5 protein-coding genes are annotated in these 14,802 nt (G+C 56.3%); 2 read left to right on the forward strand and 3 right to left on the reverse strand.

Going from position 1 to position 14,802, the window contains the following annotated elements; genetic code table 11:
• Positions 1-99: 99 nt before the first annotated feature.
• Positions 100-2,724: a PAS domain S-box protein gene (locus ACFWW4_RS04135; protein WP_411889711.1), complete on the reverse strand. Its 2,625-nt coding sequence runs from the start codon at positions 2,722-2,724 to the stop codon at positions 100-102.
• An 854-nt stretch (positions 2,725-3,578) separates the two neighbouring features.
• Between ACFWW4_RS04135 and ACFWW4_RS04140 the strand changes: the two genes are divergently transcribed.
• Both ACFWW4_RS04140 and ACFWW4_RS04145 read left to right on the forward strand, forming a co-directional pair.
• A complete protein-coding gene (locus tag ACFWW4_RS04140) occupies positions 3,579-4,607 on the forward strand; it encodes a universal stress protein (protein ID WP_411889712.1) in 1,029 nt (342 codons plus the stop codon).
• Positions 4,604-13,039, forward strand: coding sequence for a GH36-type glycosyl hydrolase domain-containing protein (locus ACFWW4_RS04145; RefSeq protein ID WP_411889713.1), 8,436 nt, complete (start codon positions 4,604-4,606; stop codon positions 13,037-13,039). Before ACFWW4_RS04140 ends, ACFWW4_RS04145 begins: the two co-directional genes overlap by 4 nt.
• An 18-nt stretch (positions 13,040-13,057) precedes the next feature.
• Here ACFWW4_RS04145 and ACFWW4_RS04150 read toward each other — a convergent pair whose 3' ends face one another.
• Positions 13,058-13,954, reverse strand: coding sequence for a UTP--glucose-1-phosphate uridylyltransferase (locus tag ACFWW4_RS04150; RefSeq protein ID WP_411889714.1), 897 nt, complete (start codon positions 13,952-13,954; stop codon positions 13,058-13,060).
• Between the two features lie 438 nt (positions 13,955-14,392).
• Entirely contained in the window at positions 14,393-14,785 is a 393-nt protein-coding gene (locus tag ACFWW4_RS04155) for a phosphoribosyltransferase family protein (RefSeq protein ID WP_411889715.1), read from the reverse strand.
• Between the last annotated feature and the right edge of the window lie 17 nt (positions 14,786-14,802).

The raw sequence follows: 14,802 nt of genomic DNA on the forward strand, positions 1-14,802 counted from the left end.
GCCGCCACTCGACCATCGGCTATCTAAGCCCTATGACATTCGAGGAGCGAGCAATGAAAGCTTAAGTTGCCGTCCACAAAACCGGCAGCAGGCCACAGTTCAATCCAACCGTTGACGAAGCAGCTGAGATAGTTCCTGAAGCCGATATGGTTTACGCAACCACAAAGTTCCGTCGTTGGGCAAGGTGCCCTTTTCCGCATAGCCTGAGGTAATGATGCATTTGATATGTGGGTATAATCTCTGCACTTCTAAAATCAGATCGGCACCGGACATGCCGCCTGGCATCACCATGTCTGTGAAGACAAGATCAACATCAGTGGTCTCGGCTAAGACTTCTAGTGCTTGATGCCCGGTTTCAGCTTCCCGTACGGTGTATCCCAGACTATCTAGCCGGTTGATTGTCAACTTTCGGACGCGTGGGTCATCTTCCACCACCAAAATGGTCTCACCGCCCTTTTCAACAGGCGGAGCACCCCGAGCATGTTCGGCAGTACCATCTTTCAGTTTGGCCGCATCAGGAAGATACAGGCTTACGGACGTGCCGTGACCAAGTTCACTGTAGATTTCAAGGTGACCTTCGGACTGCTTGGCAAAGCCATGCACCATGCTCAGTCCCAAACCTGTACCCTTGCCTACTTCTTTGGTAGTGAAGAATGGCTCAAGAACGCGGGACTGGACTTCCGGAGGCATACCAATGCCGGTATCGCTGACGGACAATCGAGTATATCGTCCGGGTGCAAGTTCATCACGTTCGCGCGCCGTTTCCGCATCAAAATCTATATTGCTGGTTTCGATTGTGAGGTCGCCGCCATCGGGCATGGCATCACGCGCGTTTATCGCAAGATTGAGCAACGCGTTGTGGACTTGCGTCGGGTCAGCGAAGGATTTTCCAAGCTCATCTGCTAGCTTGATATTCAGTGTGATTGTCTCACCAAGCGTACGGTCAAGCATATCTTGAAGGTTGCGTACGAGCTCATTGAGATCGATTTCTTCCGATGCAAGCGGCTGTTGGCGGGCGAACGATAGGAGCTGACCTGTTAGCTGCGCCCCGCTTTCAGCGGCGCTTGTGGCGTCTTCCAGCAACGACGCGGCAAACTCATCATCGCTGAGACGGTCAGCAAGCAGTTCATTATTGCCGATGACCACTGTGAGCAAATTGTTGAAATCATGCGCAATACCACCCGTTAGTTGACCAATTGCATCCATCTTTTGCGAATGGCGAAGTCGCTCTTCCATGTCTAATTTCGCAGTGACGTCGGATTGAACGCCTATGAAATGCGTTACCTCGCCTGCATCATCGCGGATCGGCGATATCGTGACCTCAACGTAAAAGAGAGAACCGTCTTTGCGGTAGTTGCGCAGTGTCTCATGTACCGGCACTGCCTGTGAAATGGCCGAACGGATATTGTCCAACGCTCGCTGATCACGGTCGTCACCTTGCAGAAAACGAGGGTTTCGGCCAAGCAATTCTTCGGCCTCATACCCTGTCATTTTTGCCATAGCGGCATTTGCGTATATGATGGCGTTTTCCCCGCGCCTGGCATCGGTAATGAGAACCCCGGTGTCGATTTCTGCAATTGCCCGTTCGCGTAGTCGTAAGTCCTCGGTCAACTTGAGCTGTTCGGTCACATCCCGGATGATCGCCACAAACAGGGAGTGTTCATCAAAACGCATCAGCTGAAGCGTTACATCTACAGGGTAGGTGGTGCCGTCTTTCCGCTGATGGATGGTGCTGAACGTAAGCAGGTTTTTGCTCCCATCCCTGAGAGGGGCAATTACTTGTTCAAACTGGTCTTTTGACATCTCCGGTTTGATGTCGACTGGTGTGATATCCAGCAATTCTTCACTGGAGTAACCGATGTTTTTTTGCGCTCCAAAGTTAGCCTGTACAAATCTCAGGCTGTCAGCGTCAAACATGTAAATCTCGTTGAGTGAGCGATCCAATATTGCGCCCAACTGATCGCTACGTGAGCGCTCCGCTCTTAGTTCGGTCAAGTCTTGAACAACGGCAACAAAAACAGGTTGATGTTTCGTCTTCAGTAGCTGCAATTGTGTTCGGACGGGATAAGTAGAGCCATCCTTGCGAATTTGAACTGTTTCGAATTCCTGCCATTCTTTGCTCTCGTCTGTTAATGGATCGAGCAGGGTTTCGATGTTTGCCCGGTCGAGTCCGTGGACAAAATCCCAAGGCTTCAGACTGGACACTTCTTCGGTCGAGTATCCAAGATTAAGTCGCGCCGCGCGGTTGGCGTGTACGATCTGATAGGTCTCCGCGTCCGAAATATAGATTTCATTAACGGAGTCTTCGACAATTTGAGCAAACTGACGGGTTCTGCTTTCCGCCTGCTTAAGCTTGCTTTGGTCCCGTATGACGCCCGTGAACATGCGACGGCCCTGCACAAACATCTCGCTAACGGCCAGATGAATTGGGAACACTGTTCCGTCTTTGCGCTGCGCCTCCACCTCTCGCCCGATACCAATGATCTTCTTCTGATGCGTGGCTTTGTAGTGGTCCATATAGCCGTCATGTTCATCGCGATATGGAGCAGGCATCAGCATCTTGACGTTCTGGCCAATGACCTCGCTGGCCGCATATCCAAGCATCCGCTCGGCTGCATGGCTGTATGACGCTATCAGACCTTCTTCGGTGATTGTGATAACGGCGTCAGGTAGAGCGTCCAGGATGGAGTTTAGAAGGGCTTCTGCATCGATAGTATTGGGCAAATTGTCGACCTTTCAAGAGATCGGAGCAGTCTGCGCACCTTGCCCGCAATTTAAGGCCCAGACAAGTTCGCCCTTACTCAGCGTTTGTTTGCGGAGGTGCGTCTCGTCTGGACAGGCGCAACTGCGTTACTTCAGCCTCGCTCCATCCGAACGTTTCCGCAATCTGACGATCAGTAAGAGCAGCCAATAGCAGATCGATATCACGTTTATCGATATCACGGCGTTTGTCCGAACCTGTCTTGCCGTCATACCTGCTTCATCAAACGGTCATCGTTGTCTTGGGTTTCTATCTGGTTCAGCTACCAACTGGCGCAACATGGAAATACCTTGCTATCTGTATGACGTCACTGGTGGCGATTTGCGCGGCATGCTCAACCTCCAAAACCACAACCTCCCCAAGATCCCCGATTAATGCAACAGTCCCCTCTGGACAGGTCAGCGATTACATTGGAACGCGGGCGTTGCTGAGCAGCTTGCCAAACTTTGAATGGTTGCTCAGGGATCGTGGTAACGACGCCGATTGGCTGAGAGAAGCCCTACAAGACAGTGGCTTGCGACCATGCATCCCGCCCCAATAAGGGCGCAAGGTTCCAATCTCTCTTGACGAAGCGCGATTACGCAAAGGTCAAAGGATCGAATGAGGGCGTTCGAACCGAACGCGGTGAATAGGTGGTCTTGATCTTCGTCAATTTGTTCGACGTGCATGGGGATAGGCTGAACCGGTATTCATTCAAAGGTCTTGTCTCAATGCAAAGGTGAAGTGCGCCTGGCAGAGATACAGTACTGGAGGGTTGGAATGGCCGGATCGGTCCGATCGAGCCCACCAGGTCTTTGATCCCCAGGAGCCGAAAGCGATGCCAACAACATCCCGCGATCCAAAGCAAAGTATGAACACCAAGAAACAAAGGCCGGAGGGAAGTGGCCCCAACTGCAACGTAATCGTTTTCCTTGAAGAGGCACAAAAAGATCTGGAGCCGGTAAAACACGCCGATAGAGTCGCTGCTGCCTTGGGTGGACACGTGACGTTGTGCCACGTCATGGTGCCCCCGCATGACGGATCCAAACCGGTTGATCCGGTCGATTGGGACATCAGGAAACAGAAAACCCGAAATTGGCTGTCGGGGGTCGCGCGTGCACATAGCTCAAAGGGAAGCAAGACCGAGGCGCTGCTTCTCGAAGGGCAGTACATCAAACAGATTGCGTCCCATATGGCCGTCAGGCAAGGCGATATTGCCGCCGCCCTGCGAGTGCGTGGCGAGGAAGGTAAACGGCTAAGTGACACGGTATTGGGCGTCTTGGCATCGGGCAGTGCCGCGCTTTTGATGATCCCCGTAACGGCACGAGAGCCGAAAAACGGCACCTACCAGAAAATCTTTGTTCCGCTTGATGGTTCGTCTCGTGCAGAAAGCGCGCTCCCTACCGCGGCCAAGCTGGCGCTCGCAGAAGACGCCGAACTATTGCTGTGCCATGTGGCACCCCAGCCCGGAGTGACCGAGTTTGGCGTGATGGATCAGGAGGCTGCCAGGCTCAGCTCTCAGGTAACAAAGCGGAACACGCAGCTAGGGCAAATCCATCTGACGAAGGTCAAGAACAGCCTCGCACATCACAAACTGAACATTTCGACACTGATTTTGCCCGGCGGCGATGCGCGGCGCGCTCTGATTGACACTATTGAAAAAGAAGCAGTCGACTTTGTGGTGATGGCCACACATGGGCAAAGCGGTCATCGCGATGTGCCTGCAGGTGATGTCGCCAGTTTCATTCTGGATCGTGCTGACATCCCGGTTCTGATGGTGCGTAGCAAGATGAACCAATCCAGAGACCACGCGTTTGGTCGCGTCGTTTCCAAGGGTATCAGACAACCCGCCGGGACCGATAAATGACCGCCGACCCCGAAAAGGATGCAATCATCCAAGGGGACCCAGCCGCATTGGCCGTGGGCCATAACATCGCTCAGGGCCGGCCAGCCATTATTGACATCTATCGAGCTTTGCCGGTGCTAGACGACTGGCTCGCGGATGTGCGCAAATACTGCGCCCATCCGGCATCTGAACATGCCCGCGCGGCGGATTGGCTGCTGGATAACGACTATCACATCGCACGCGCCTTGCGCCGTGTCCGCGAGGATCTGCCACCAGACTTTTACCGCCAACTTGTCGCTCTTGACGCAGCACAGGGACGGGTTCCCCGTATTTACGCTTTGGCGGAGGCGATCTTTGATGACGTGCGCCCGCAGATCACTCTGCCCAGCCTGATCGCGTTCATCCGCACCTACCAAGAGCATGCAGATCTTACCAATGCCGAGCTTTGGGCATTGCCGTCAATGCTCAGGCTTGTCTGCATTGAACGACTGATCGATGCGTTTGGATCCATGAATGATAAACTGCGGCCGAAAGCGGCGCATCGGCCTGAACAGCAACGCATCAGTGACGAAGTTCAGACGGAGCTAATTGCACAGGCCATCTCCAATCTTATCGCGATCCATGGCATCAAGTGGACCGACTTCGTTGATCTGGCAAGCCGGATAGAGGCCGTCCTGGCCAGTGATCCCGCAGGCGTGTATGCCGATATGACATTCGAAACCCGCGACAGGTATCGATCAGCGGTCGAGCGGCTGGCACGCCGATGTGATTTTTCAGAAGTCGCCGTTGCGCACAAGGCTATCGCGGCCTGTCATCCGACAAGCGGCGATATTTCCAGATCGCATGTCGGATACTGGCTGATCGGCGACGGTCTTGCCGCCTTTGAAACTGAATTGGGCTACCGGGCGCCACGCGCGCTTGCCTTGCGTCGTCGGTTGGCGCGATATGCTGGTACCCTTTATGCAGCCGGTTTGGTCGCCGGTGTCTTGATTGCCCTGATCGTACCGCTGGCCTACCTGTGGATGCAGAACGCCAACTTTCTTCAATGGTTGCTAGGAACCACTATTTCGGTCCTACCCGCGACCATTCTGAGCGTCTGGGTCGTGCATTGGATCATTACCAAGATCACTCGCCCAGAGACACTACCAGAACTCGATTTTTCGAAATCCATTCCGGGCAACTGCGCGACGGCAGTTATCGTGCCAGTGATTGTCGGATCTGAGGTCGATGTTGAAGGGATCATTGAAAAGCTTGAGATCTTGCATCTGGCCAATCCCGATCCCGCCTTGCGGTTTGTGCTTTTATCCGATCCGGTAGATGCTCCGACGCAGACGGTGCCAGAGGATGAGCCGATCCAATCCGGTTTCAAAAACGGAATTGCCTCACTGAATGCACGGTACAGTAAAAATGGGAGTGCACCCTTTGTCGTGCTGCACCGTGGTCGTCAGTTCAACGCCGCCGAAGGTTGCTGGATGGCGTGGGAACGCAAACGCGGCAAGCTGGAAGAGTTTAACCAACTGATCTTGGGTGAAAAAACCGACGCCTTCTCGGTGGTGGAGGGCGATATCAAGGAACTGTCCAAGCTGCGATACGCGATCACGCTGGATGCGGACACCCAACTTCCACCTGGTGTGGCGACACGACTGATCGGGATCTTGGCGCATCCGTTGAACAGGGCTGAGTTTGATTCTGAAAGCGGGCGGGTCGTTTCCGGATATGCGATCCTGCAGCCCCGCATCGAAATCCTGCCGAAACTTGGCAAAGACACGCATTTTTCCCATCTTTATGGCGGCGATACGGCGGTCGATATCTACAGTCGCGCGGTCTCGGATGTTTATCAGGATCTGTTTGGCACCGGCATTTTTGTCGGCAAAGGTATCTATGACATTGCTGCCCTGCATCGTAGCATGGCTGGCCGAGTTCCTGAAAACCGCATTCTCAGCCATGATCTGTTCGAGGGGCTACATGGGCGGTCTGCGCTGGCCAGCAACTTGGTTCTCTACGAAGACCTTCCTGCCAATTACCCGGAATTCGCTTTGCGTCAGCATCGGTGGATCCGCGGCGACTGGCAATTGGTCCCGTGGTTGTGGCGCCGTGTACCCTCTGCTGATGGAGGAAAGGTCCCAAACCCCCTTTCAGCACTGGATCGTTGGAAAATTCTGGACAACCTGCGCCGCAGCCTCGTGCCGCCGACGCTGCTGCTTTTCTTTGTTGGTGCATGGATGGCCTTGCCGGGCAGCGCCTGGGTCTGGACGTTATTGGCCGTCGCGGCACCGGGCAGCTATCTGGCGGGCGAGGTGTTTGCCATCGCGACGGGGAGCATTCGTCGTGGGGCACTGGGCACTGCAATTCATCAGATCAAAACGAAGGGCGGACGCTGGTTTTTCTCAGTCGTCTTTTTGGTAAGCGACACGGTCATCGCCACTGACGCAATTACGCGCACGCTTTGGCGTCAGCGCATCAGCGGCAGAAACCTTTTGAAGTGGACCTCGGCGGCGAGCGCGGCCGCAGAATTCCGGGGCGGCAGCATCCGTAGCGCGTCATGGCGGTTGATGTGGCCATCATCAGCGTTGGCGCTTCTGTTGTCAGCTGAGCTCGCATTCTATGAGGCCCACGGGTTCTTGTCGGCACTGCCTGTTCTATTGCTTTGGTTCCTTGCACCTGAAATCGCGGTGTGGAGCGCGCGATCGCGCCTGTTCAGCAGCCAATCGCTGGATGATGGGCAACGCCGCTTTCTGATCCAAGTCGCCCGGCGGACCTGGCATTTCTTTGAGACCTTTGTCGGCCCGGACGATAATTGGCTGCCACCCGACAACTATCAACACAACCACCACGAAGAGATCGCGCACCGCACCTCACCGACCAATATAGGAATGTTCCTGGTCTCTGCCCTTGCTGCAAGGGATATGGGCTTCATTACCACTAACGACTTTCTGACCCGAAGCCGCAACGCCGTCGACACGCTTGGTCGAATGACGATGTATCGCGGGCACATTCTGAACTGGTACGAAACCCGGACGCTTGAGCCGTTGGAGCCGCAATATGTTTCGACCGTTGACAGCGGCAATCTCGCGGTGTCGCTGATCGCACTTAAACATGGTTGTCTGGAACTGGCCGATCAGCCAGCAATCGGGGGCGCATGTTTTGGCTGTCTGAGCACCACATTTGACCTGCTGGTGATCGCGATTCACGAGCTGCAGGACTTTGATGAAGGCGAGTTGAACCGTATTGAATGGGCGATCCGTACTTTGATCGATCAGGCAAAGGGTGCACCTCTTGCGTGGAAATCAATTATTGCCGAACTCAATGGCAGCTGCTTGCTTGATCTCGAAACGCTGGTGCGCGATGCAATCCAGAATACGCCGGACGCGCTCGACAGCCAGATTGCCGAAATTACTACCTGGCTGGACCGCTATCAACACGACCTGCACGCGATTGGACGCGATATCGACGGCTTCATGCCGTGGCTATCGGTTATTGCCGCCGCGCCGCCCGAAAGAATACCTCTGGCCGAGGATATTCTCAAAGAGCTCCAACCCGCAAATCCCAAGTCGAAAACGGCTGTTTTTGAAAAGATCAAGGCGCGACTCGAAAGCTGCGATGCTAATGACGAACCATTGAAGGCATTTCTGACCGAGATGCAGCAGGCCTTGCAAGATGGTTTCGCAAGGCAAGCCGCGCTGCGTGACGGGCTGATCGCGCTTGCCGATCAGGCCGAGACGATCGCCTATGGCATGGATTTTGCGTTTCTCTATGACTCCACGGTGCGCCTGTTTACGATCGGCTATAACCATAGCCTCGGTCAGATGGACAACAGCCACTACGACCTTCTCGCGACAGAGGCCCGGTTGGCCAGCTATTTTGCAATCGCCAAACACGATGCACCGGCGGAACACTGGTTTTCTTTAAGTCGTCCCATCACGCGCTTGCAAGGCAAGCCGTCAATCCTGTCTTGGAACGGGTCGATGTTCGAATACCTCATGCCGCCGCTATTTCTGCCCAGCTACCGCGACACATTGCTGGGTGAGAGCGAGCTGACGGCGGTCGAGTTCCAGCGTGCCTATGCCCGTGAACGCGGTGTACCATGGGGCATATCGGAATCCGCATTTGGTGTCACCGATGCGCAAGGCACGTACCAATACCGCGCTTTCGGAGTACCCGGGCTGGGCATTCGCCGCGGATTGACCGAGGATATCGTGATCGCTCCTTACGGATCGGCACTGGCCCTTTGTGGCTGGCCTGAAGCCGCGGTCGAAAACCTGAAAAAGCTCGCTGGCCTTGGCGCGATGACCCGCTATGGATTCTTCGACGCGCTTGATTTCACGCCGGACCGCCTGGCGCCTAATCGCGATTTCATCCCAGTTCAGAATTACATGGCGCACCATCAAGGCATGATCATGGCCGCCATTGTTAACGCCACTGCTGACGATGTAATGGTACGCCGCTTTCTGCGCGACAAATCCGTGCATGCCATGGATCTGCTTCTGCAGGAGCGGGTTCCGTGGGATGTGCCGCTGGAGCGCGGCCGTGCCGACGAAGCATGGGAGCATCATGCCCCAGCGCCCGCCTCTGCTTTGGCACCGTGGGCCCCATCATCCGATCTCGCGGTGCCGCAGGTCCATCTACTGGGCAATGGTCGCATGTCTTCACTGATCACTGAAACCGGCGGCGGTGGGCTGAAAGAGCGGCAGAGCGCGCTGACGCGGTGGCAACCGGACCCAACACGCACTGCCCATGGTTTATGGCTTTACCTGCGCGATACCCAAAGCGGTGAGATATGGTCGCTTGGCGCTGCACCAACCGGGCGCGATCCCGGTCAAAGCAGTTGTGTTTTTCACCAGCACATGGTCGAATTGTTGCGCCGAAATGCCGGTATTGTCGCGCGGATGGACATCACAGTTGCCCCGTTCGACGATGTTGAAATTCGTCGTGTGACGCTGGTCAATGAAAGTGATGAGGAGCGAACCATTGACCTGACCAGCTATGCCGAAGTCGTGCTGGCCCCGCCGCTGGATGATGAGCGCCACCCGGCCTTCAGCAAGCTCTTTGTGCAAAGTAGCTATTTGGAGCAGCATCAGGCCCTGCTATATCAACGCCGTCCGCGCAGGCCAGAAATCCGCCCACCGGTTCTTTTGCATAAAGTCGCGGCACAAGACCCAACGATCCAGATACGCGCGTGGGACACCGATCGCGGGTGCTTTATGGGGCGTAACCGAAGTGATCGGTCACCCAAGGCCCTGTTTGATGGTCTGACGGAAACCGCAGGATGGACACTTGATCCTGTCATGGCGCTGCAGGTCAGGGTGCACCTGAAACCGATGGAGACCAAGGAACTGACTTTCCTGACCGTCGCTGGCAATTCGCGCGAGGACGTTGTTGGTGCCGCAAATCGCTATCCCGCTCTTAGGATCGAACGCGCGTTCCGCGATGCCCATTTTGAAAGCGGTCGGGTCATACAGCAGCTTGAAATCGATCCCGTTCATTTGCCGGAACTGCAGGTGCTTTCATCGCTTCTGACCCATTTTAACCACACACTTCGCGGGGCGCCATCAGATGATCCAAGCGCGCGCATCGGCCAGCCTGACCTGTGGCGGTTTGGTATTTCGGGCGATTTACCCATTCTGTTGCTCAAGGTCGCAAAGGTTGGCGATCCTTCCCTGCTGGACGTGCTGGTGCGCGCGCAACGATTGTGGCATCGATCAGGGCTTGATGTGGATCTGGTCGTGCTGCGCGATGCAGTGTCGGGTTACGAAGAACCCTTGCGCGAACAGGTGCTTTCGATCCTGCGTGACACCCAATCCGACAGTGTTCTCGGCAAGCGTGGCGGGATCCATTTACTGGCCGCTGATCAGATGGACGCACGATTGCGGCGCGGGATCGAGGCGGCGGCGCATGTGGTCCTTAGCGACGATCACCTGACCTTGCGCGAGATGCTTGATCAGGCGCTCGAAACCCGTCTGCCGCCGCCTCGATTTGATCCGGGCTCGGCTCCTGCTTACGATCCCGCTCCGGAACTGGATCGGCCATCGGATCTGCTGTTTGACAATGGCTATGGCGGCTTTGATCAGCAGACTGGCGACTATCTGATCCATCTAGCACCCGGCATGCATACGCCCGCCCCATGGTGCAATGTGCTGGCCAATGATGATTTCGGGTGTCTGGTCAGCGAAGCCGGGTTTGGCACAAGCTGGTCCATCAACGCTGGCGAACACCGTCTGACCCCCTGGTCCAATGATCCGGTCGCCAATGCGCCCGGAGAGGCCGTGTATCTGCGTGATGAGGCCAGTGGCGATATCTGGACCACAACGCCCGCGCCCATTGGCGATGATGCGACCTGTCAAGTCCGTCACGGCGCAGGCGAAACATCATGGCGACAGAATAGCTATGGGCTCGAGCAGGAAATCCTGACGTTTGTGCCCCTAGATGCGTCGGTCAAGCTTGTGCGGCTAAGAGTGACAAACCGGTCCGGGCTGCACAGGCGTATATCGGCCACCTATTATGCCGAATGGTTACTTGGCGCGTTGGGCAGCGTTGCACGCCCGCATATCACATCGCACTACGATGATTTTCTGAAGGCAATCATCGCGCGCAACAAATGGAACCCCGAGTTTGGGGACGGAGTTGCGTTTCTGACCGCCTCGGCAGAGCCGCACAGTGTGACGGGTGACAGGCACGACTTCCTCGGGCGGGATGGAAGCGTGCATGACCCGGATGGGCTGCGGCGCTGGGACCTTGGCGGACGCTTCACTTCCGGCGGCGATACTTGTGCGGCGTACCAGGTCCATCTCGACATTGCGGCAGACGAAACTGTCGAGGTGATCTTTGCACTGGGTGAGGCCGCGAATGAAAGTAGTCTGGCAATGGATATCCGGAAATGGAAAGACCCCGCAGAGGCAGACCGCGCCCTTCACGCGTTGCGCGAAACGTGGCAAAAGCGGCTTGGCGCGGTGCAGGTCCAAACCCCCGATCCGGCCCTTGATTTGATGGTCAATCGGTGGCTGCCCTATCAGAACCGGTCATGTCGGATCATGGCGCGCGCAGGGTTCTATCAGGCTGGCGGTGCTTACGGATTCCGGGATCAACTGCAGGACGTTCTGGCCCTGCTTCACACTGATCCTGAAAGGGCGCGTGAACACATCCTTCTTGCCGCATGCTATCAGTTCGAAGCAGGCGATGTTCTCCACTGGTGGCATCCGCCTGCAGGGCGGGGCGTTCGCACCCATTGCTCGGACGATTATCTGTGGCTTGCTTTCGTGACGGCCCGCTATATCGCTGCGACAGGCGAAAGCGGAATACTTGATGTGAGGCTGCCATTCTTGACCGCCCCCGAACTTCGCCCCGACGAACATGATCGCTATGCCTTGTTTGACGGGGGCGAGATCTTACCGCTTTATGACCACTGCGCGCGGGCCCTTGACCGGATGATGGCAACAGGGGCACATGGCCTTCCGCTTATGGGTGCGGGCGATTGGAACGATGGTATGGACCGCATTGGCGAAAAGGGGCGCGGCGAAAGCGTATGGCTCGCTTGGTTTCAAATCGCAACAGTGTCACTATTTGCACCGCTAGCCCGCAGCACCGGCCATTCAGAGGATGCGACGCGCTGGGAAAGCTATGCCGCTGATCTGCGCCGCGCGGTATCAGAACATGCATGGGACGGCGATTGGTATGTCCGCGCCTTTGATGACGAGGGATTGCCATGGGGAGTCAAGGCGAATGATGAATGCCAGATCGACCTGATCGCGCAGGCATGGTCGGTGCTGTCCGACCCCAACCCCAGTGATCGTGCGCGCAAGGCATTGCAGTCAGCCCGTGAACGGCTGGTGGATACGGATGCCCGCCTGATCCGTCTGCTGACCCCGCCCTTTGATCAGACAGATCGCGATCCGGGCTATATTCAGGCCTACCCGCCTGAGATACGTGAAAACGGAGCGCAGTATACCCATGCCGCGACTTGGCTAGGTGTGGCTTATGTTGCATTGGGCGATGGTGATCGGGCGTACGAGGTCTTTGACATCATCAACCCGATCCGACGCGCTGCCGACACGCAAGGTGCCGACCACTACAAAAGAGAGCCCTTTGTCCTGGCTGGTGATGTTTCCGGTGCAAGTGACCGGGTCGGCCAGGGTGGCTGGTCTTGGTACACTGGGGCGGCTGGTTGGGCTTGGCAGCTTGGGCTTGAAGGAATCTTGGGGATTAAGCCAGAGGCTGGAGGAATTCGCATCGCGCCATGCCTACCGACTGCATGGAGATGCGCGCAGATCACACTTGATGGCTATCGCGGGCGCATCGACATAACGATCGAGCGTGATGATAGTGTAGACGAGCCCAACGCGCATGTGACAGTTGATGGCCAACCGGTGTCGGACGACACAGTGCAATATCCCGGTAAGGGGAAGACACGTCAGGTCGTCGTTAAGCTGGCAGCAGTATCCGAAGTAGCGCAGGTATAGGCCGAACCGGCTGCTGATCTACCCCACAGGCACGATATCCTCTGGTGCCAGATACTCTTCGAAAACCTCCGCATAAGCAGGATCATCACGGGCCAGAAACAACGTTGCCGCTAACATCCCCTGTTTTGAGCCGCAGTCGAACCGGCGTCCGGAGAACCGAAAACCCGCTACCCCGGTCTTTACCGAGCTGATCGTGATCGCATCTGTCAGCTGGACCTCGCCACCGGCACCCGGGGCTTGCTGCGCAAGGGCATCAAAAACCACAGGATCAAGAATATAACGGCCCACAACAGCCATCTGTGATAGCGCCTTGTCTGGTTCAGGCTTTTCAACGATACCGCTGGCCTGCACAAAGCGGCCGTCCTCCGCGGTTACGGAAAGAATACCGTACCGGCCGGTCAGCGCCTTTGGCACTTCCATCACGGCCACCAGATGCCCCGCCTTGCCACGGTCATACGCATCGACCATTTCGCGCAGGCAACCCGGCGTTCCAATTATCAGATCGTCAGGCAGAATAACGGCAACGGGGCCGTCCAACACATGCGGCCGCGCGCACGCCACGGCGTCACCCAAGCCGCGCGGCTCTGGCTGCGTGACAAAGATGACCTCGCAGTCGCGGGTGTCCAGCGCGGCCTCTTCCAACTCATGCGCTAGGTCCGATTTGCCATGGTCCACAAGCGTGGCGCGCAGTCGTGCATCGTCCATCACGTAGTGTTCAATGGCGGCCTTTGACGGATGGCTGACAAAGATCATCCGCTCCACGCCAACCTCGCGCGCCTCATCTATCGCGTATTGGATCAGCGGTGTGTCGATCACAGGAAGCAGTTCCTTTGGTGTTCCCTTTGTTGCAGGCAAGAACCGTGTGCCAAGCCCGGCCACGGGAAAAATTGCGGTACGGACACGTTTATGGGTCATTGCCGAACTCCCTTTCTGCTAGAATTCACGCTGCAATCTGAAAAGGCTCGGGCTTGGAGCCCAACCGGGTATACATCGCATCACGGCTGAAAGGCGGTCGATTGTCTCCTTCCCCCCTTTCTCATTGGCCTAAGAAGAAGGCATGCGCGTTGATTTTTCTCAATGCGGCCTCATCAGACGCCTGCCATGTAACGCCGGCCGGTCGCCACCACAAATTGGCTTCTGGATCACTGCGCCATCGAATGAGTCCAAATTAGCTCCGCCAAGTATTAGCGCCGTCCTCAAGCCAACGCTTTGAGCAAGGTACTACCCGAGAAGTTTGTCGTTCGTTGTGACGTAAACCGATGATCATAACGATGGGATGCCCGCTCGACGCCCGGAACACATAGGAGCTCCGAAGTACGCCGGTGATACCAAACCGGGAAATTCCTCCGGGATCTACTTTGGTACTACGTTCGGCTCCTGGCACTGGTACCCGGACGGGACTGCTCCAGCCGACAATGACTTTGGCGGAGACAGGTAATCGAATTCTAACATCTCAGATGTTGGCAAACTGTGCCACTTAGGCCGGCGCATGACGTCATCGTTGATCACGACCTGCGCGTTCACGCCTTCGACGATCGCACCAAGAGCGACCTCGGGATTGCCGGCCGCTCCGATCTTGCGCACCAGCACCAGATCAAGCGGTCCGTTCAGCTTCGCGGCTAGCTCAACCGCGACAGGAACGCCACCGCGCGGCAGGGCAAAGACAAGTGGTTGCATCAACCCCATGGCAGCAAGCCGATCAGCCAATAGCCGCCCGGCTTCTTCACGCCCCGCAAATCTCTGCATGATGTCTGCCATGGAGA

Origin of the sequence: Yoonia sp. SDW83-1 (assembly GCF_046762885.1) — a bacterium.
GTDB lineage: Bacteria > Pseudomonadota > Alphaproteobacteria > Rhodobacterales > Rhodobacteraceae > Yoonia.